Here is a 20,484-nt window from a genome sequence, read left to right on the forward strand (position 1 = left end):
CCTAGTGCGTCAGGCTGCGGCGCAGGAAATAGCGACCGGCGCGGAAATCTTCGAACAGCTGGTCCACCTGCGGATGGTCGATCGGTTCGCCATCTGTATCGATAGAGAGGTTCTGCTGGCTGACATAGGCGACGTAGGAACTGTCCTCGTTCTCTGCCAACAGGTGATAGAACGGCTGGTCCCGATCCGGGCGCTGCCCTTCCGGGATCTGCTCAAACCATTCTTCCGAATTGGCGTAGACCGGATCGATATCGAAAACCACGCCGCGAAAATCGAACTTGCGGTGTTTCACGATGTCCCCGATTGCAAAGCGGGCACGCGACCGGCGGGGCGCATCGATGAGCCGACCGGCCTGGGATGAATAGAATTCAGAGCGTTCCATGGCCCGAATATATGCCGTGCCTTCGCCGTAACAAGCGCCAGCGTAAGCCCGTCCCCCGATTTTACGACGAAAAGGCGCGGAAGGGACTTGGCAAGCGATAACCAGTCGGCTAACCGCCGCGCTTCCCATCGACTGCGGGTTTAAGCTGACACCCCGTTTGCGGAGAGGTGCCGGAGTGGTCGAACGGGGCAGTCTCGAAAACTGTTGAGCTCCTATGGGGTTCCGAGGGTTCGAATCCCTCCCTCTCCGCCACTCACTCACAGAACAACTACTTCAGGCCTTCTCTTCTTGCTCAATTGGCAGGACAGACACCGGTACGGCCCCCATGCGCGGCTGGCCGTGAAGCGGATCGTAATCGTCGGACCAGCTTAGAAGCTCGTTCACATTCGCGCCGTGCTCCCGCGGATCGTGATCGTCTCCCGGATTGGCGCCGAAGCCGTGCGTCATTGAAAGGACGCCGGGGCGCAGATCGTCATCGCTTTCCACCACGCCGACGATGGATCCGTTTTTCGATCGAATGCGCACCAGATCGCCGGGAGATAGACCAAGCTGGGCCAGATCCGTGCCGTGCATATAGGCAGGGTTATAGGGTGTCCTGAGAATACCCTCGGCACGGTATGTGGCATTGGTGGTTTGCTGAATGCGGCGGGGGATGAAGAGGTAGGGAAAGTCCGGCCCCGTGCCACGGCGTGCGTGATAGTCTTCCGTCGCCACCTCCTGCAATTGGGCCATCATGCCCGCATCGGCGAGTTCTAGCCGGGCGGAGCAATCGTCGCTGCGCGGGCCGACTTTTGTCCGCGCTTCCTCGAAGATATGTCCATCAGCATATTGCTTTACTGTTTCCAGCGGGATTGCGGAGCCTTCGCAAAGCAGTGCGTAAAGCGCATCGGTATCGGGCTCCCGCTCCATATCCATCGGCAGGGCACTGGCGCGATCCTCGAAGATGCGCCCCAGCTTCAATGAAAGCCCCAGACGGCGCGCGACATGGTAATAGATCTCCCACGAAGCCATGATCTCGGCATCGGGTGGCGGCGTGGCCAGCGCTGGATTGTAAAGCCCGTAAGGCTCCTGCACGCCCCATCCGGGGTGAGTGAAGGAAACGGATTCGAACCATTGCGAGAATGTGGGCACCTCAAGCTGGGTGTTCGTGGCGATGACATGGGTTGCCACGCGGGCGGTGGCGGACATCTCGATATCATGCACCACCAGCAGGTCCAGCGCTTCAAGCGCTTCCTTCACCTTGCGCGTATCGGGCCAGGTGCGCATCGCGCCGCCATGCATGAACATCGCGCAGACATTGCCTTTCGCGGGCGTCATCATCTCTTCCAGCAGGCCGTTGAGCGGCAATCCTGCCACGCTGGCTCCAATGCCGCGCGCAGGCTTTCGCGGGGCATCCGGCATGATGGCGGGGTAGGGGGCGGACGGCTGCGCGCGCGGCTGCCACGGCGCAAGCAAAACAGGGCTGCGGGCAGGATCGCCGGGCCGCGTCCAGAACCCGCGCAGGGTGATCAGGCAGCGTGACAGATAGGTGGAAAGCGTGCCGCGCGTCGCCATGGATGGCCCGACGCCGCTTCCCACATCGCCCCGCTTCGCCTCGATCAGCAATTGGGCTGCTTGCCGCAGTTGCTCCGGATCGACGCCGGCACGCTGCGCGACATAGTCCGGCGTAAAGGGACTGACGGCAGCTGTTAGCGCGTCCAGCCCGGTTGCGTTCTCTTTCACGAACGCAGCATCGGTGCCGCCGCCCTTGATCACCAGATGGATCAGGCCCGCCAGGATCGCGGGGTCCTCTCCCGGAATGCCCTGCAGGTGAACGGCCGCACGCCGGGCGGTTTCGGTGCGGCGGGGATCTATCACGATCAGCTTGCCACCACGGCCCACGAAGCTTTTAAGCCGCTGGCCGGGATTGTTGTTGGCATATTGCTTTGAAATGATGGGATTGCCGCCGATGATCAGGAACACATCCAGCAGATCAAGCGGAACGTGCCCACCTTCCCAGGTGCCGTGCAGCGCATCGGATACGAACATGCCCGGCTGGTCTATCGTCGCCACGGTGTAGAGGCTGTTGGAGCCGATCGCCTCCAGGAAAGACACCATCATCGGCGCGGTGGCGGGTTGTTCGTGCACCGGGTTGCCCATGTAGGATGCAACGGAATCCGGCCCGTATTCCTCGATGCATTGCCGCACTTTCTCGGCAATTTCGTCTATCAGCTGATCCTTGGAAATCGGCACGAAGGAACCATCGGGCATTCGCTTCAGGCTGTGCTTCAATCGGTTCGGATCGTTCTGCTGTGTCGCCAGCGCCCGCCCCTTGGGGCAGATGAAGCCGCGATGCAGCGGGGCGTCAGGATTGCCCTCAACCTTTTCGATCCGCGAGCCATCCAGCGTTGCGATCACCGGGCAGAACCCGCCGCAGCAGCGGCAAACGCTCTTGGCGGTCACCGGCGTGGCCGAAGTCACAGTGCCATCCGTCATTCACGACATCCTTCTCTCCCCCGGCCAGCTTATTGCAAACCAGTGCGGCCTTTGGGGTGGGAAGTATTGAAGCGTATTTTATGCTGGCTGACAATATCGGAATGAGAAACGGCAAAAGGTCCGACGGCCAGATTGGCCGCCGGCGCGTGCGACATGCAGGGCTTCATCCACCCTGTTCGCCGATCCTAAAGGCTATTTTACGCTTTGCTCCAGGATCTGCAGCGTCTTGAGATCGGAATGGAAATCCAGCGCGTAATCGCCGCCCTCACGGCCGATGCCGGAGATACCGATACCGCCGAATGGCGCCGTCAGATCCCGCACTAGGAAGGTGTTTACCCACACCGTGCCGCCGCGCACTTGCCTGCCGACCCGTTCTGCTCTTTCTGCATTGCCGGTGTAGACGATGCCGGAAAGGCCGTATTGGGTGGAGTTGGCAAGGGCCACGCCATCCTCTTCGCTGGCAAATGTCTGGAAGGTGAGGACCGGGCCGAAGATCTCGCTTTGCACCACTTCGCTGTTGTTGTCCCTGGGCATAATCAGCGTGGGTTCCACCCAGTTCTGCCCTTCCTTCCAGCGTTTGCCGCCGCGCACGATCTCGTCACCTCTTTCGCGGGCGCGCTCGATAAAGCCCAGCACGCGTTCGACATGGGTGGGATGGATCATGGCGGAAACGGTTGTGGCGGGGTCCATACTGTCACCCAGCACGTGCTGATCTGCATAGTGATTGAAGCGTTCGAGGAATTCGTCCTTCACGCTTTCCTGCACGATCACGCGGGAGCCTGCCATGCAGACCTGTCCGCTATCATCGTACTGGCCCGCCGCCTTCTTGGCAGCGGCATCGATATCCGCATCTTCGAACACCAGCAGCGCGCTTTTCCCGCCCAGTTCGGCAGTGAACGGCACGATGTTTTCGGCCGCATTCCTGCCAATCACGCGGGCCGTGGGAACAGACCCTGTAAAGCTGATGCGCTTGATGCCGGGGTCCGACGTCAGGGCGTTGCCGATTTCCGCGCCGCCCTGCACGATGTTGAACACGCCCGGCGGAAAGCCGGCTTCATCGATCAGGTCGCCCAGCATGGATGCAGACAGCGGAGACCATTCGGCAGGTTTCAGGATCACCGTATTGCCTGCCGCCAGCGCGGGGGCGCATTTCCACGTGGAGAGCATGAAGGGCGCGTTCCACGGCGTGATGATCAGCGCCGGGCCGGCGGGCATGCGGATAACGCGGTTCAGCGTGCCCTTGGAAGACCAGACGCGTTCCTCATGCTCCACCGCCAGATCGGCGTAATTGCGGAAGTTCAGCGCAGCGCGAGAGATAACGCGCAGTTGCAGGCTCTCCAGCAGCATCGCCATGTCAAGGCATTCGACAAGCGCGAGCTTCTCCTTGTTCTCCTCGATCAGGTCCGAAAGCCGGTTGAGATAGGCGGCGCGTTCCTTGGCAGAGAGGGCCGCCCATGCAGGAAAAGCCTCCGTCGCAGCGGCGACGGCCTGCTTCGCGGTATCGGCATCGCCCAGCGCGACGTCGGCCAGCTTGCGATCCCAGTCAAACGGGCAGCGCGTTTCGAAAGTGCGGGGCGAAGACACCCGGCGATTGCCGATGAAATGGTCGGGAGAGACGGATACACCGTCGATGTCGATACGCTCGGCCATGAAGGTCCTCAGATGTAATGCAGGTAATAGGCGATTTGTTCTTCGCGAGACTTGTCTGCCAGCAGCTCTATCTCGCGCCGTTTGATGGCGACGTAATTGGCCACCAGCACGCTGCCGATTGCTTCGGTCAGCGCGGTGTCGCTTTCCAGCGCATCCAGTGCAGAGCCAAGATCGTGCGGGGCATGCTCCTCTGCCGAGACGCTTTCGATGCCGTCCTCTGTTTCCGGGTCGGGCAGGGCATAGCTGTTTTCCATGCCCAGATGCCCGGCCTGCAACAGCGCTGCGATGGCGAAATAGGGGCTTGCGGCACAATCGCCCAGGCGATGTTCCAGCCGTGCGCCGTTTCCTGTTTCGCCCGACAGGCGCACTGTCACGGAACGATGATCCACGCCCCAGTTCGCCCAATATCCAACAAGATTGCCCGGCTTAAGCCGTTCATAGGAATTGGTCACCGGTGCCAGCACGCCGGTGAGCGCGCGATGGTGTTTCAGCATGCCGGCGATCACGCCCTGCATCACCGGATTTGAGGTGTCGTTCACATCGGACCGGGCGAACACGTTTGTGCCGTCCTTGTCCGTGAAGCTGAGGTTGAAGTGCAATCCGCTGCCGCTTTTGCCCTCGATCGGCTTTGGCAGGAAGGATAGCAGGTAGCCCCGCTTGAACAGGATTTCGCGCGCCATCTGGCGGAACAGGAATGCATCGTCCGCCGCCTTCAGCGCATCGGCATAGCGCAGGGTCAACTCGAACTGCGGGGAATCGAATTCGGCATTGATGGATTCAATTGGCAGGCCGCAATTGGCCGCCGCTTGCCAGATATCGTCCACCAGTCCGGCAGGATCGGAGAAGGGGCCGGTGCCATAAACAAAGGCGCCGGGCGTTTCGTAGGGCACCCATTCGCCATCGGCATTGCGCTGATAGACATAGGCTTCCATTTCGATGCCGATCTGCGGCTCCAGCCCGCGGTCGCGCCACAACGCAATTGCGCGTTTCAGGGCGGAGCGTCCACACAGCGGGAAATCCGTATCGCCATCGCGCAGATCGCCAACCACCACCTGGGTATCGCGTTCCCACGACATGCGCAGGTTTGCCGGATCGAACACCAGTTGCATGTCCGGCAGACCGTCCAGCACGCCCGCGCCGGGTGCGGCGATCATGTCCTTGCAATAGGTTACAGCATAGGCACCCACGCACAGCCGTGCATGGCCCTTTCGCGCTTCTGACAGCGGAACATATTTGCCGCGTGCCAGATTCAGTTGATCGGCAAAAAGGAGCCGGCACCTTTGCGTGGCTTCGCCTGACGCTGTCACACTGCTATCTCCCAAAACTGCCCCCTTATCTGCCATTTTACCGTCCCACGCCACGTGTCAGCGAGCGGTGACCCTGATCGGCAGTTTCTTGATACCGTGGATGAAATTGGACCGCAGATATTCATGTGGTGCAATCTGCTCGATCTTGCCAAGGCGGCGTGTCATTTCTTCCAGCACCACGCGCACTTCCAGCTTGGCCAGCCACATGCCCAGGCAAATGTGCGGGCCGCCCTGGCCAAAGGCGAGGTGCGGATTGCGCGGCCTGTCCAGCTGTAGCTGATAGGGATCGCTCATAGCATCGCCATCGCGGTTGGCGGAAAGGAACCACAGCACCACCTTGTCACCGGCGCGGATGGTTTTTCCAGCATGTTCGAAATCCTGCGTGGCGGTGCGACGGAAATGGGTGGTGGGGGTGGCCCAGCGGATCATCTCGTCCGTCACGCCTTCCCAGCCGCCGTGGTTTCCGGCTTGCAGAGCCGTCAGCAGGCCGGGCTGGTTGGCCAGCGAATGGATGGTGGCCGCAATCGAATAGCGGGTGGTGTCGTTTCCGGCCGCGACCAGCAGGCAGAAGAAGTTGCGGAATTCATCCCGCGTCATCTGCGTGCCGTGGCTGGTGGGCTGCAAAACGGTGTTCAGAACGCCGATCTCTTCGCCTTTTTCGATCCGGTCGAGCAGATCATTGGCGTAATCGAACAGTTCGACAGCCGCAGGAGAGCGGAAGGGTAGCAGGCGGTATTCATCGGTATCGACCTTATCGATAACGAAATCGGTGTAATCGGGATCGGCGTTGGAAATCAGCGCATCGCCGCGCTCCACCAGCCAGCCGGCATCTTCATCCGGCACACCGATGATCTGGCCCAGCATCTGCATCGGCAGGCGGCGTGCAATACGGTCTGTCGCGTCGAATTCGCGTTCCTCGAAGGATTGGTCCAGCAGTTCCGTCACGATCTGGCGGATGCGATCTTCATATTGCGAGATTGTGCTCTTGGAAAAAGCCTTGCTGGCCAGCGCGCGAAAGGCGCGGTGAACAGGCGCATCGGTTTCCTGAAAGGTCTTGCGCGCCTCGTACTCTTCCTCCGTCTGGTCCTCCATGCGGATACCGCGAGCGGAGGATAGCAGACCGGTCTGCCGGTTCAGTTGCAGGATATCGGCGTGCCGCACCACCGACCAGAACCCGTCATCGGGGCCGGTAAATTCGGTCCAGTGGACCGCCGCCTCGCTGCGCATACGGTCAAAAGTCGCGAAGGGTGCGCCGTTGTCGAAAGCATCTTGCGATGACAGATCGACATGGGGATCTTCGGATCGGGAAAAGGGATAAATCATCACATCAGCCTCTGCCATCTAGCTAGGAAGCAAGCGTTCCTTTCACTTGGCAGAACCGGACAAGATGCCGCCCAGCTATCCCCACCCTGCCGAAAACACGCTATTCGCCTCTGCAAGAACTTACAGAGGAGCGCGACATGGGTGAGATAGTTGGAGCAGGCATCGTGGCACACGCGCCCACGATCATGATGTCGGAAGAAGATCGCAAGGAATTGAACGAGGGCAAGGAAATCAGCCTCGTTCCCGGATTGCACCGGCTGCGCGAGGAAGTGCTGGACCCGCTGAAGCCGGACACCATCATTATCCTGGATACGCACTGGCACACCATCGTGGAATTCTGCGTCACCTCCCACGCACGGCGCGCCGGGCTTTATACGTCCGACGAATTGCCGCGCGGGATGAAGCAGATACCCTATAATCTGAAGGGCAACCCGGAACTTGCGAATAGCATCGCGCATCGCGCCACCGAAGTCGGCGTGCGCACCAACCCGATCGACGATCCGTGGTTGCCGATCCATTATCCGACGGTAAATCTCTCCACCTTCCTGCATGACGATGCGCAGGAATGGCTGTCTGTCAGCCATGCCTATACCGGGGAGCCGGAAACTTTCCTGAAGGTGGGCGAGGGGATTGGCAGGGCCATCCGTGAAAGCGATCGGCGCGTTGCCATCATCGCCAGCGGTTCGATGAGCCATCGCTTCTGGCCCTTCCTGCAAATCCCGGATCACGAATCCTCCGATCCCATCCATATCTCCCGCCCCGAAGCGCGCGAGGCGGATCTGGAGCGGATCGAATGGATGAAGGCGGGTGATCATGCGCAGGTCATCGATACAATGGACGATTTCCTGCAGCACCTGCCAGAGGCGCGCTTTGGCCACTACCTGATGATGGCCGCAGCATGCGGCGGGCGTGACTGGAAAGCAAAGGGGCGCCAGTTCTCCGATTATGAGAACGCCACCGGCACCAGCCAGGTGCACGTGTGGTTTGATCGCGACGGAGACGGCTGGGCCTAGATCCAGCCGCTCCTGCCGCAGTTCAGATCACAGGACTTCGCTCTCCAGCCAGGCGATGATCTCACCATTGCGGGTGCGATCATCCAGGATGTCATCATCGATGCCCAGCTGCCAGCGCAGGCCCATATCATCTGGCGCGGCGATCAACCGGTCCAGCTTTCTGACATAGGCGTGCATGCTGTCTTTATCGACGAAGAAGCCTTCAGTGATCATCGCATCTTCATACAGGCGATAAAGCTGCACCAGCTGCTGCAGATCGAATTCCGGATGATACTGCACTGCCCATACCGTGCTCTTGCCAACCGGCACCAGCGCGGCCTGCACCTTGCTGTGGGGGTTGGATGCCAGCAGAGTGGCGCTGTCGGGCAGGCGTGTCACCTCGTCATAATGGATGCAGGGCGCATCGAATGATCGGTTCTTCAGGCTGAAGATCGGATGGCCACGCCCCTCGTCTGTCGGGGTGATCTTGCGGGCGATGCCCACTTCGCGGCCCATCGGGCTGTATTCCACCTGGCCCCCGGCTGCCATCACCGCGATCTGCAGGCCCCAGCACGATCCGAATATCGGCATGCCGGTTTCGCCTGCCCTGGCAGTCAGCTCTATCTGGTTGGTCACGGCAAATTCGCTGTCATAGGCGTGCAGCGATGATCCGGTGATCACCATGCCATCATAATCGCCAAAGCCCCGGCCTTCGGGGAAAGCCCAGTCCTCGTCTGCGCCATTGATCGTATCCATTTCCAGATCGGGGAAGTGAGTGGAAATGGCCTCTGCGTAAATCTGGCTGGAACTGCGCACGCCGATCTTTGCGCCCAGAGCGCGTTTTTCGGCGGTGTTTCCTTCAAGCAATAGCAATCGCGGCATCGTGTTTCCCTGTGGTATTTAAGTCTTGGATCAGAAGGGCTGAGGGGCCCCAGAAATTCTACTGCGCCATCTGCTTGCGGCACGCCTGCGGTGAAACCCCGCTCCACCGGCGGAACGCGCGAGTGAATGTGCTGTGTTCCGAATAGCCGAGGCGCAAGGCGATCTGGGCGATGGACAGGTCCGGCTTTGTGCGAAATTCGAACACCGCCTGGCGCATGCGGCATTCGTCCAGCACCTGCTGAAAACTGTGCCCTTCGGTTGCCAAATGGCGGCGCATGGTGCGGCTGGACATGCCGACCTCGCGAGCCACGCGCTCCTGATCGATGCCAAGCTGGTCCAGGTCGCGATAAACAACCTGCGCCAATCGTTCCACCAGCGCGCTGGATCGGTTCTTGTCGGCGATCTGGCGGTTCAGTTCGTTGATCGGCGCCGCGCGATCGCACGGCTCGATGGCGCGATCCAGAAAGCGGGTGGGGAAGCGGAACATGTTGGTATCCGCCTCGAAACTGCACGGCGCATCCACCACGCGCTGGATGTCGCCTGTCATCATGGAGGCGGAGGCTTCGAAGTGGAATTCCACCTGGTCCCAGCCATCGGTGGAACCCTGGCACAGGATCTGCGCCAATATGCCAAAGCTGAACATTGCATCCTGATGGCGCGGCCAGATGTTGGGATCGAGGATGCGGTAGCTGAGCGAAGTCGTGCGTTCCTGGCTATCGATGCGGATATCGGTGCAATCCTGTAGCAGCGCGAAATATTCCACGAACCTGCGCAAGGCGGAGCCCACGCTGGTGGAGGCGCAAACGGCATCGCCCACCGGGCCAAGCGATTGGAGGCTGTAGTTGCGGCCTACCAGCCACGGGATCGCAACATCCTTGGTGTCACGCACCACGCATTCCGAAAAATCGACGAAGCCTCTCAGCGGTATTCGTCTCTCCGCCTCGGCATCGGCTTGGGCAAAGTTCTGGAATGGCTTCATACTTTCCGTACGATAGCCCTGGCTGGACATGAAACGCTGCCACCCATCAAGGGCGGAAGAGCGAACGCAGGTAACCGCCATGTTTTTTTCTCCCTCAATGGGAAGAAAGCTATACCCGGCGTTGCACGCTGAATTGATAGTTTGTGCCATTTGACTGACAGTTTAGGACAGGAATTGGCTACACTTGTCCACTTCGGCCAAGCCCGTCGCCGCGATCGTGACAGATGAAACGGCACCGGAGGACGATATCGATGGCCGATCGTGTGCACATGCCCGAACACAGCGCAGCGGCGGCCAATGCGGTCGACGTCAATTCCATAAGCGCGATTGCCAGCGCCATCGTGCTGGGCACGATTGGGGTGCTGTCCTTCATCATCCAGCCCGGCGTTGTGGGCGGATTTGTGAGTGAGCTTGGCTATACAGAGCCGCAGGCGGTCAACCTTGCCGGTGTGGAGATGCTGGGCGTCGCGATTTCGGCGATCGTACTCGCATTCTTCGGCAATCGGCTGAATTGGCGATATGTTGTCTTCTTCGGGCTGGCGCTGGCGATTTTCGGCAATATGCTGTCAGCGGCGATGTTGCAATCGTCCAGCTTCTGGGTCGCTCGGCTGGTGGCAGGGCTGGGCCACGGCCTGATCATCTCCATCAGTTTTACCTTCATCGGCATCACTCGCCATGCAGAGCGCAATCTGGCGCTCTATCTGGTGCTGCTCCTCACCTATGGCGCATTCGTCCTGTGGTTCTTGCCGAATTTCCTTGCCACCTTCGGGTTCACCACGCTGTTCGGCTGTTTCGCGGTACTGTGCCTCATCTCCATGATCACCGTGCGTTACGTGCCGCGCGCCTATGTGGCCGAAGCGGTAGACGCGCCCAATGCGCGCCAGCTTGGCCGCCCGATGATCCTTTTGGCGCTGGCCGGCGTGCTGGCCTATAATCTGGCGCAGGGCATCGCATGGGGTGTGCTGGCGCTGGTGGGGTTTGCCGCCGGCCACGCAGAACAGCCCGTGGCGGACGCGCTGTTCCTGTCGCAGATACTGGCAATTGCGGGCGCGCTGGCGGCGGTGTTCCTGGCGGAACGGATAACGTCCCACTGGGCCATCGCCATCGGTATTCTGGGCGGCGGGGCCAGCATTGCGCTGCTGCTCGGCCAGCCGGATTACGCCACCTTCCTGATCGCCGTCTGCGGGTTCAACTTGCTGTGGAACTTCGTGCTGCCTTTCATCCTGGCAAAGGTCTGCGATTTCGAAGTCAGCGGCCGGATGATCTCATACGCCATCGCCTTGCAGATGATCGGCCTAGGCGGCGGCCCCTTGCTGGCCGCGCCGCTGATTACCGATGGTTCCTTCTTCTGGGTGGAGCTGGTGTGCATCGGCTTCTTCATTCTCAGTTACCTTTCCCTGCTTGTGCCGATGAACGCGCACCGGCGCCTGCTTCTCTCTGAAACGACTGTCTGACCCATGAACCTTGAACTTGAAAGCCTCGGCGATGCCGAAGGCGCGCTTGCCGTATTCGATCCTGCCACCGGCAGCGAAATTGGCCGCGCCACAACATACAGTGAGGACGATGTGTCCTCCATTATCACGCTGGCAGATGCCGCCGGGCAGGAATGGGCGCAACGAACGGCCAAAGATCGCGCCGCCATACTGAGCAAGTGGTTTGCCCTCACCAAACAGCACACTGAAGAACTGGCCCGGCTGGTGACCGCGGAAAGCGGCAAGCCGATGGCGGAATCGCGCGGAGAGGTCGCCTATGGCGCGTCCTTCATCGAATGGTTCGCGGAAGAGGGCAAGCGAGCCTATGGCGAAACGGTGCCGACTTTCGCGGCCGGCAAGCGGGTGATGACCATAAAGCAGCCGGTAGGCACCTGCGCTGCCATCACCCCGTGGAACTTCCCCGTCGCCATGATCACCCGCAAGGTGGCCCCGGCGCTGGCGGCAGGCTGCGCCATCGTCGTAAAGCCCGCAGAGGCGACACCATTTTCTGCGCTGGCGCTGGAGCGTCTGGCGCATGAGGCGGGCGTGCCACGCGAACTGTTTCGCGTGGTGCCAACCACCGATCCGGCGGAACTGGGCACACTGTTCTGCACGCACCCCCGCATCCGCAAGCTCAGCTTCACTGGCTCCACCGCCGTGGGCAAGACGCTGATGCGCCAGACGTCGGACAATGTCCTGCGCCTCAGCCTGGAACTGGGCGGCAACGCACCCTTCATCGTGTTCGACGATGCAGACCTGGACGCCGCCGTGGAAGGCGCGATGGCCAGCAAGTATCGCAATGCCGGGCAAACCTGCGTGTGCGCCAACCGAATACTGGTGCAGGACGGTGTCCACGATGCTTTCGTGGAAAAACTGAAGACGCGCGTAGAGGCGCTGAAGATCGGCGCAGGCTGCGAAGAGGGCACGACGCTGGGCCCACTGATCAACAGCGCCGGGCGAGACAAGGTGGCAAGGCTGGTGGATCAGGCTTTGTCCGCGGGCGCGAAACCCGTCACCGGCGCAACCACCAGCGATGCCGGGGAAGGCTTTTACGAGGCCACCATCCTCACCGGCGTCACGTCCGATATGGCGATTGCCAGCGAGGAGATTTTCGGCCCCGTCGCGCCCGTCATCCGCTTTTCGACAGAGGACGAGGCAATCCGCATCGCCAATGACACGCCCTATGGCCTGGCGGCGTATTTCTACGCCCGCGACGTGGGCCGCGTGTTCCGCGTGATGGAGGGGCTGGAATACGGAATGGTCGCGGCGAACGATGGCATCCTGTCTACCGAAGTCGCGCCGTTCGGCGGCATCAAGCAATCCGGCATGGGCCGCGAAGGATCGAGCCACGGCCTCGATGAATATCTTGAACTGAAATACTGCCTGGTGGGAGGAATTTGATGAGCGTGAATGCAGATCTCTGGAAGCGGCGCGAGGCTGCCGTGCCGCGCGGTGTCGCCTCCATGCACCAGCGTTTCTTTCACGAAGGCGCCAATGCCCATGTCACAGATGCAGAGGGCGGCGAATATATCGACTTCGCCACCGGCATCGCGGTCTGCAACACCGGCCACAGCCATCCGCGCATCGTTGCCGCGGTGAAGGATCAGCTGGACCGGTTCTCGCACTGCTCCTTCCAGGTGACGCCCTACGAAAGCTATATCGCGCTGGCGGAGAAGCTGAACGCGCGCGCGCCGGTTGCAGGCGACGCGAAGACTATCTTTCTGTCCACGGGCGCTGAGGCGCTGGAGAACGCGGTGAAAATCGCCCGCTCCGCCACCGGGCGGCGCGGCGTGATCACCTTCCAGGGCGGCTATCACGGGCGCACGCTGCTGACGCTGGCGATGACCGGGAAAACGCAGCCGTACAAGGCGCAGTTCGGCCCGATGCCGGGCGACATTTTTCACACGCGTTTCCCCATTCCCTATCATGGCTTCGGCGATGATGCGGCAATCGAAGGGCTGAACGCGCTGTTCGCATCCGCGATCGAACCCGAGGCGGTGGCAGCGATCGTGCTGGAGCCGGTTCTGGGCGAGGGCGGGTTCTACACTGCGTCCTATGATTTCTTCCGCGCGCTGCGAGAAATTTGCGACCGTCACGGCATCCTGCTGATCGCGGATGAAGTGCAGTCGGGCTTTGCCCGCACCGGCGAACTGTTCGCCATGGACTGGGTTGCGCGGGAGGCCGATGTGCGGCCCGACATGATGACCGTGGCCAAGGCAATGGCTGGTGGCTTTCCCATCTCCGGCGTAATTGGCCGGGCAGATCTGATGGATACGCCGGGGCCGGGCGGCCTTGGCGGTACCTATGGCGGATCGCCGCTGGGCTGTGTGGCGGGCCTGGAGGTTCTCGACATCATCGACGAAGAAGATCTGTGCGCCCGTGCGCGGTTGATCGGCAGCCGCATCAAGGAAAGGATGCGCGGACTTGGCCTCTCATGCATCGGGGACGTGCGTGGCCCCGGCGCGATGGTGGCCATGGAACTGGTGAAGGATGGCGATCCATCGCGGCCCGATCCTGAGCTGACGAAGGCCATCGTGGCGCAGGGTCTTTCCGAAGGCCTGCTGCTGCTGTCCTGCGGCATTCGCGGCAATGTCGTGCGCTTCCTGCCGGCGCTGACGATGCCCGACGATGTGCTGGAAGACGGCCTCGACAGGATCGAAAAGGTCGTGCGCGCCGCCGCCGGGTAGCAGGCCCTTCGTTTTGGCCTACTCGGCCAAGCGTATTGGCGGATTGCGACGCACCTTTCCCGGCACCTTAGGGAGGTCTGAAATGCGCAATCTGTTACTCGGCAGCTGTCTGTCTGCCATCACCATCGTTTCGCTCAATCCGCAACTTGCCAAGGCGCAAGATGCGGATGGGCAGCCCGCCGCCACGCCTGCACAGGCGGATGAGCCCGGCATTCTCGACGCGATTATCGTTACGGCCAACAAGCGGGCGGAGAACCTGCAGGACGTGCCAATTTCCGTCAGCGCCTTTTCCGGCGATCAGCTGACCGCGCTGGGCGTGACCGACACCACCGGCATCACCCAGCAGATACCGGCGCTGCAGGTGAACCAATGGTCACCCAACCTCACCATTTTCAACCTGCGCGGCGTTTCGCAGAACAACTTTACCGACAATCTCGAAGCGCCCGTCGCGGTGTATTTCGACAACGCCTACATGGGGTCGATCAACGGCGTCAGCGGGCAGATCTTCGATGTCGAACGGGTGGAGGTCCTGCGCGGACCGCAAGGAACGCTGTTCGGCCGCAACGCCACGGGCGGGCTGATCCACTATCTCTCCCGCCAGGCGGAGGAGGATAACCTCAACGGCTATATCGAGGCGAGCTATGGCCGCTTCAACGATCTGTCGATCGAGGCTGCCATGGGCGGCGGCATTGCCGAGGGCGTGCGCATTCGCGCCGCAGGTCGGCTGGAAAAAGCCGATGGCTACGTGATCTCGCGCGATACCGATGCAGCTGCGGGACTGGTGGGCAGCGGCCAGGATCTGGGCGGCAAGGACGGCTGGGCCGGACGCATCACGATGCAGTTCGAAGTCACGCCAGACCTTACCGCGAACCTGTGGTACAAGCATGCGCAGGACAATGACGTCGATACTGGCGGCTATGTGTTCGACAATTGCGATTTTCTGGCTAACGGATATTGCGCCGTGGACGATACCGGCCTCGGCAATGGTCAGGGCGGGGTGATCAACGGCATCACTGGCGAACCTGCCAGCCCGTTCGAGAACTTCGGCGAACGGCGCGGCTATCTGGATCGCAATGTCGATATCTATCAGGCCGATTTCGAATGGGATCTGGGCGACGCGCTGACGCTGACGTCCATCACCAATTACACCGATCTTTCAAAAACCTATGGCGAGGATGGCGATGCCATCCCGGTGCTGGTGATCAATTTCGACACCACCAATGATTATCGGCAGTTCTCGCACGAGATGCGCCTGGCCGGAGATACCGATTTCGCGCGCTGGCAGGTGGGCGGCTATTACCTCGATATCGACATGGATGGCTCCATCAAGACGCAGGGCGCGCCGGTTCTTGGCTCCGCGCTGGAGGTGAATGGCGATGCGGTTGATCCGGCGGTGTTCCAGACATTCGGCCTGTCATCTCGCAACTGGTCTGTCTTCGGTCAGGCGGATTTCCTGCTGACCGATACGCTGACGCTGACCGCTGGTGCGCGCTATTCGCAAGACGACAAGTCAATCGATTACACGGCCACGCTTATCGATCCGGCGGTGGCCGACGATTTCCTCATCGCATCAAGCGCGGCGTTTGAAACCGTGGTGCCGGGCGTGAACGATATCGACTATGGCGACTGGGCCGCGCGCGTGGCGCTGAGTTACGAGCCGAACCCCGACCTGTTGCTGTTCGCATCGTGGAACAGGGGCATCAAGGGCGGCAACTGGTCGCTGGGCTCTGACGTTGTGGCAGAGGATTTCAAGCACGGGGCGGAGACGCTCAACAGCTTTGAAGCCGGTTTCAAAAGCACGCTGGCCAATGGCGACCTTCGTCTGAATGGCACGGTGTTCCACTACATCTTCGATGATTATCAGGCATTTGCACTAACCGGCGGCGTGCCATTCGTAACCAACAGCGATGCCCGTTCCACCGGTGCTGAGGTTGAGGCGTACTGGAGCCCGACGCCTCAGCTCAACGTGGTGCTGGGCGGCACCTGGCAAACCTCCAAGGTGGATCAGGTGCGCGGACCGGGCGAACAGTTCGGGCCGGAGTTCTTCCCCGGCGCGCCCGATGCACAGTTCTGCACGAATGAGGGCGGTTTCTTCTTCTGTGACTATCCGCAGGATTTCATCACCGATGCCGAATTCCCCAACTCGCCCGAATTCAGCCTGAACTATCTGTTCCGCTACAACTTCGATCTGGGCGGCGGCGAACTGGCTGCGCAGGTAGACGGGGCATGGTATGCCGATCAGTATCTGGAAGTGACCAATGGCCTGTCCTCGCTGCAGGAAGCCTATAACGTCACCAACACGTCCCTGATGTACACGGATGACGCCAGCGGCATTTCGGCGCAGCTGTGGATGCGCAATGTGTTCGACAAGGAATATCGTGCCTACACGCTGAACCTTGGCATTCTGGGCACCACGTCGTTCTTCGCGCCGCCGCGCACCTATGGCGCGACCTTGCGCATACCGTTCGGCGACTGAATTTTCGGAAAGCGTCAGCTTTCGGCAGTCATCCGGCGATATCGTTCCGGTGTATTGCCACACTGCGCCTTGAAGGCGCGGATAAAGCTGGCGCTTTCCGAATAGCCAACGGAAAGCGCGATATCCGCGATGGAGCGGTCGCTCTCTGCCAGCAGGTGGCACGCCTGCTGCATCCGGTGGTGCTGGGCCATGTCGCGGAAGGTCTGGCCGTCTTTCGCCAGCCGTCGCTGCAATGCGTGGACGGACAGGCCCAGCGCAGCAGCGGCATCCTCCACCTTTGGAGGTGCGGAGACTGCACGCATTTGCAGCCAGTCCTCCAGCCGTTCCACCAAGGTGGCCGGGCCTGCCTCGTCCTCTGCCTTGCTTTGCAGGTGGTCGACCAGGATGGGAAACAGGTCGCCGCTCAGTTCCCTTCCTCTTCGGGTTAGGTCGGCGGCATCGAAGCTGATGGAATTGCGCGGCCGATCGAAGAACACATCGCAATCGAAGAAATCGCGATAGGTCAGGTAATCGCCGACCTGCGCGTGTTCGAAGCACACCTCCCGCAGATCCAGTCGGCCGCCGCAGTAATTGCGTGCCAGCGTATAGGTGACGGCAATCGAATATTCCGCGTCCTGCCGCCGCGCGCCCAGGCTGGTATCGCGAACGCCGTATTCGAAGGTCGCCGTGTCCGGCCCGACGCTGATGGAATTGCGCGCCGATTGCTGCATCACGCCCAGGTAGTGCACGAATGCCGAGAAGGCTTCTCCCAGTGTGGGCGCGGAAAGGAAGAGGAAGCTGAGCGGGCCAAGGCTGTCCGCACTGGCGATGCGCCCTGCGTGAAGGCCGAAATGGCGATTATTGGCGAACTCCGCCGCGCTTTCGAAAAAGGCCAGGAAGGTGCGCAGGGGCAGGGTTGCCTCGCGATCTTCCAGCAGATCCTTGCCCAGACCGAACTCTTCCAGCAACGGTTCCGAAGCGCGCCCTGTCAGCTCCACGCAATTGGCAACGTGGCGCAGCAGCAGGACGGAAATGGTCGGTTCGGCCATGGCGCAAGGTTAGACCGCAAATTCCGTGAAAACGGAAGGGAGGCCGGGCCGGATCAGTCTTCCGGCGCCACACGGCATTCGGCATTGTCCGGCAGATCGGCCATCGATACCTGGCAGGACAGGCGCGAATTTGCCTCTCGGTGATCCGAACTGTCCAGCAGATCGTCCTCATCATCCGACATTGCGGGCAGGCTGGCGAACACGTCTTGCGGCAGGATCACGTGGCAGGTGGCGCAGGAACAGCAACCGCCGCACAGGGCCAGCACTTCGTCCACGCCATTATCGCGCATCGCCTCCATCAGCGAAACGCCTTCGTCCGCAGTGATCGTGCGGCGTTGGCCGTCACGCTCGATAATTTCGACGGTCTTACTCATGCCTTGCCCTTTGCTCCGCCATAGACTGATTTCACTTCGAGAAACTCCAGCAGTCCGTGCACGCCCCATTCGCGGCCATTCCCGCTTTTGCGATAGCCGCCGAAGGGTGCCTTGCTGTCCAGCACGCTGCCGTTGAGGTGCACCATGCCGGTGCGCATGCGTGCGGCCACTTTCGCAGCAGCATCGATATCGCTGCCCCAGACATAGCCGGATAGGCCGTATTCGCTGTCATTGGCGATTTCGACAGCCTGATCGATGTCGTCATAACCCATGATCGCCAGCACCGGGCCAAACACTTCATCGGTGGCGACGCGCATATCGGTGGTGACATCGCCCAGAACGGTGGGGGCTACGAAATACCCTGTCAGACCGTCAGGCTTTTCGCTCCCGCCTGCCACCAGCGTAGCGCCATCCACGATGGCCTGTTCGATATGGGTGATGACGCGGCCATATTGCGCCTCATTGGCGACAGGGCCAAGGTCGGCATCATCCTGCGGCATGCCGACGGTAAGATTACGCGCGACGCGGCCCGCAATTTCCTGCGCTTCCTTCTGCCGGGCGGCAGGCACCAGCAGGCGCGTGCCGGCATTGCAGCTTTGCCCGCTGTTGAACATGCAGGATGCAACGGCATTCGAAACCGCCTTTTCCAGGTCTGCATCTTCCAGCACGATCACGGCGGATTTTCCGCCCAGTTCCAGCGCCACGCGCTTGATCGATCTGGCCGCGTTCTGCCCGATGGCGATGCCGGCCCGTGTGGACCCGGTGAAGGACACCATATCTACTTTGGGATGCCCCGTCAGCGTGTCGCCCAGATCGCCGCCGGTGCCGTGAACAAGGTTGAACACGCCCGCAGGCAGGCCAGCCTCTTCGACGATCTCGGCCAGAATCGTGGCATCCAGCGGGGCCAGTTCGCTTGGCTTCAGCACCATGGTACATCCCGCGGCCAGCGCCGGTGCAACCTTGGCAGCGATCTGGTTCATCGGCCAGTTCCAGGGGGTGATCAGGGTGCAGACGCCAATGGGCTCTCGCCGCAGCATGGTGGAGCCCAAGGGCTCTTCAAAAGCAAAGTCCGGCAGCAGGCGCAGGATCTCGTCAAAATGCTGCGGACCCGATCCGGCCTGCGCGCCGCGGGCGAGGGAGAAGGGCGCACCCATCTCTGCCATGATCGCATCGCCGATCTCGTCCGATCGGTCTTTCAGCGCCTGATTGATCCGTCCGATGATGGCGAGGCGTTCGTCAACGCTGGTTTGGGACCATGCGGGAAAGGCGCGGGCGGCCGCATCAATGGCGCGTTTCGCATCGGCGGCGCTGCCCATTGCAACGCGTGCCACCTCTTGGGTTGTGGCCGGATTGATGACAGGCGCGGTCCGCTCCGCCTGTATCCATTCGCCATCGATAAAGTGGCGCGTTGCATCGGGCAGGGCCATCGCTTCAATCTTTCTCGCCAAGTTTGGATTCGTAGAACTGGGCACCCTGGCCGCCTGCTGCGCGCTTGCCGCGATGCTCCCAATCGCCGCCCATGGCGGTGGAGATCACCTCTTCACTGGTGGAAGGCTGCGCGCCCACATCGTCACGGATCGGCGTGGGGCCGGTCACGATGCGATTGGTGAGTTTACCAAGGCCTTCAACCTCCACTTCCACCACGTCGCCCGGCTCCACCGGACGGCTGTTGGCGGGCGTGCCGGACAGCAGCACGTCGCCCGGTTCCAGCGTGATGGTGCGCGCAATATCGGCCACCAGATAATGCATGTCCCATTCCATGTTGGCGGTGGTGTCTTCCTGCGCCACCTTGCCGTTCACGATGGTGCGGATGGTCTTGTCATGAAAATCCCATCCCGTGACGAGGCCCGGCCCGATTGGGCACAGCGTGTCCGATCCCTTTACGCGCAACATGGATCCGGCATCGGTATCGCGAAAATCATGCAGGCCGTAATCGTTGGAAACGGAATAGCCCAGAATGTAATCGCCCGCTTCATCGGGGGAGATATTGCGGCATGTCTTGCCGATCACGATAGCGATCTCGCCTTCGTAATTCAGGTATTTGCACCGTTCCGGCCGCACGATATCGCCCTTGTGGGTGTTCAGCGCGGTGATGGGCTTGTGAAAATAGGTTGGCGCGGGCGGCAGCTTGGTGATGAATTCATCCACCCGGCTATGATAGTTCAGATGCACGCAGATGATCTTGCTGGGCTGGACCGGGGCCAGATGCACCGCATCGTCCACACCGATGCTGCGCCCATCGCGCGTCACCAGTTCGTCGCCTTCGCGAGTGGTTAGAATAGGATATCCATGAAGCAGGATGCGGCGGTATTCGGTGGTCATCGAGATCTCCCGGAATTAATCGCGTAAGCGTTCGATACAGGACTTAGCGTGCCAGGCGGCTTTCATCTTTGGCCGTTGTGGCCAAGCTTTCCGCCGCAAGGCAGACAAGTCTTGGCATCAAGTCGACACAAGATT

16 protein-coding genes and 1 tRNA gene are annotated in these 20,484 nt (G+C 61.0%); 6 read left to right on the forward strand and 11 right to left on the reverse strand.

All coding sequences use genetic code 11. The annotated features are described in order from the left end of the window. Nucleotide 1: 1 nt before the first annotated feature. On the reverse strand, nucleotides 2–382 hold the full coding sequence (hspQ, locus tag GRF63_RS06375) for a heat shock protein HspQ (RefSeq protein WP_160485090.1): 381 nt from the start codon (nucleotides 380–382) through the stop codon (nucleotides 2–4). 161 nt (nucleotides 383–543) lie between these two features. Between hspQ and GRF63_RS06380 the strand changes: the two genes are divergently transcribed. Then, a tRNA-Ser gene (locus GRF63_RS06380) sits at nucleotides 544–634 on the forward strand. Between the two features lie 21 nt (nucleotides 635–655). Here the strand turns inward: GRF63_RS06380 and GRF63_RS06385 are convergent. The 4 genes from GRF63_RS06385 to GRF63_RS06400 form a co-directional block, all read right to left on the reverse strand. Then, on the reverse strand, nucleotides 656–2,857 hold the full coding sequence (locus GRF63_RS06385) for a molybdopterin-containing oxidoreductase family protein (RefSeq protein WP_160485091.1): 2,202 nt from the start codon (nucleotides 2,855–2,857) through the stop codon (nucleotides 656–658). Nucleotides 2,858–3,049: 192 nt separating this feature from the next. After that, the gene (locus tag GRF63_RS06390; RefSeq protein WP_160485092.1) at nucleotides 3,050–4,507 is read right to left on the reverse strand and encodes an aldehyde dehydrogenase; all 1,458 of its coding nucleotides are present in this window, start codon (nucleotides 4,505–4,507) and stop codon (nucleotides 3,050–3,052) included. Between the two features lie 8 nt (nucleotides 4,508–4,515). After that, nucleotides 4,516–5,814 carry a glutamine synthetase family protein gene (locus GRF63_RS06395; protein WP_337189620.1) on the reverse strand — a complete coding sequence of 433 codons (1,299 nt, stop codon included), beginning with the start codon at nucleotides 5,812–5,814 and terminating at the stop codon, nucleotides 4,516–4,518. Between the two features lie 57 nt (nucleotides 5,815–5,871). Continuing rightward, complete coding sequence (locus tag GRF63_RS06400) at nucleotides 5,872–7,155, reverse strand: cytochrome P450 (RefSeq protein WP_237392310.1); 1,284 nt, start codon at nucleotides 7,153–7,155, stop codon at nucleotides 5,872–5,874. 119 nt (nucleotides 7,156–7,274) lie between these two features. Between GRF63_RS06400 and GRF63_RS06405 the strand changes: the two genes are divergently transcribed. Continuing rightward, nucleotides 7,275–8,150 carry a 3,4-dihydroxyphenylacetate 2,3-dioxygenase gene (locus tag GRF63_RS06405; protein WP_160485094.1) on the forward strand — a complete coding sequence of 292 codons (876 nt, stop codon included), beginning with the start codon at nucleotides 7,275–7,277 and terminating at the stop codon, nucleotides 8,148–8,150. A gap of 27 nt (nucleotides 8,151–8,177) precedes the next feature. On the opposite strand, the gene GRF63_RS06410 is transcribed toward GRF63_RS06405, so the two are convergent. After that, entirely contained in the window at nucleotides 8,178–9,011 is an 834-nt protein-coding gene (locus tag GRF63_RS06410) for a type 1 glutamine amidotransferase (RefSeq protein WP_160485095.1), read from the reverse strand. A gap of 58 nt (nucleotides 9,012–9,069) precedes the next feature. Then, the gene (gene qhpR / locus GRF63_RS06415; RefSeq protein WP_160485096.1) at nucleotides 9,070–10,071 is read right to left on the reverse strand and encodes an AraC-like transcriptional regulator QhpR; all 1,002 of its coding nucleotides are present in this window, start codon (nucleotides 10,069–10,071) and stop codon (nucleotides 9,070–9,072) included. A 170-nt stretch (nucleotides 10,072–10,241) separates the two neighbouring features. Between qhpR and GRF63_RS06420 the strand changes: the two genes are divergently transcribed. From GRF63_RS06420 to GRF63_RS06435, 4 genes are all read left to right on the forward strand, one after another. Further along, a complete protein-coding gene (locus GRF63_RS06420) occupies nucleotides 10,242–11,444 on the forward strand; it encodes an MFS transporter (RefSeq protein ID WP_160485097.1) in 1,203 nt (400 codons plus the stop codon). Nucleotides 11,445–11,447: 3 nt separating this feature from the next. Then, nucleotides 11,448–12,863 carry an NAD-dependent succinate-semialdehyde dehydrogenase gene (locus GRF63_RS06425; protein ID WP_160485098.1) on the forward strand — a complete coding sequence of 472 codons (1,416 nt, stop codon included), beginning with the start codon at nucleotides 11,448–11,450 and terminating at the stop codon, nucleotides 12,861–12,863. Continuing rightward, nucleotides 12,863–14,149, forward strand: coding sequence for a 4-aminobutyrate--2-oxoglutarate transaminase (gabT, locus tag GRF63_RS06430; RefSeq protein ID WP_160485099.1), 1,287 nt, complete (start codon nucleotides 12,863–12,865; stop codon nucleotides 14,147–14,149). Before GRF63_RS06425 ends, gabT begins: the two co-directional genes overlap by 1 nt. An 82-nt stretch (nucleotides 14,150–14,231) precedes the next feature. Further along, a complete protein-coding gene (locus tag GRF63_RS06435; RefSeq protein WP_160485100.1) occupies nucleotides 14,232–16,625 on the forward strand; it encodes a TonB-dependent receptor in 2,394 nt (797 codons plus the stop codon). A 14-nt stretch (nucleotides 16,626–16,639) separates the two neighbouring features. On the opposite strand, the gene GRF63_RS06440 is transcribed toward GRF63_RS06435, so the two are convergent. From GRF63_RS06440 to GRF63_RS06455, 4 genes are read right to left on the reverse strand one after another with little or no spacing between them, the layout of a single operon-like run. Beyond that, nucleotides 16,640–17,653, reverse strand: coding sequence for an AraC family transcriptional regulator (locus tag GRF63_RS06440; protein WP_160485101.1), 1,014 nt, complete (start codon nucleotides 17,651–17,653; stop codon nucleotides 16,640–16,642). 53 nt (nucleotides 17,654–17,706) lie between these two features. Then, complete coding sequence (locus GRF63_RS06445) at nucleotides 17,707–18,027, reverse strand: 2Fe-2S iron-sulfur cluster-binding family protein (protein WP_160485102.1); 321 nt, start codon at nucleotides 18,025–18,027, stop codon at nucleotides 17,707–17,709. Next, nucleotides 18,024–19,454, reverse strand: a complete 1,431-nt coding sequence (locus tag GRF63_RS06450; RefSeq protein WP_202131574.1) for an aldehyde dehydrogenase family protein — start codon at nucleotides 19,452–19,454, stop codon at nucleotides 18,024–18,026. Before GRF63_RS06450 ends, GRF63_RS06445 begins: the two co-directional genes overlap by 4 nt. 4 nt (nucleotides 19,455–19,458) lie before the next feature. Next, the gene (locus GRF63_RS06455) at nucleotides 19,459–20,349 is read right to left on the reverse strand and encodes a fumarylacetoacetate hydrolase family protein (protein WP_160485103.1); all 891 of its coding nucleotides are present in this window, start codon (nucleotides 20,347–20,349) and stop codon (nucleotides 19,459–19,461) included. Nucleotides 20,350–20,484 lie beyond the last annotated feature (135 nt).

This window comes from Aurantiacibacter rhizosphaerae (assembly GCF_009807005.1).
GTDB classification, from domain to species: Bacteria; Pseudomonadota; Alphaproteobacteria; order Sphingomonadales; family Sphingomonadaceae; genus Alteraurantiacibacter; species Alteraurantiacibacter rhizosphaerae.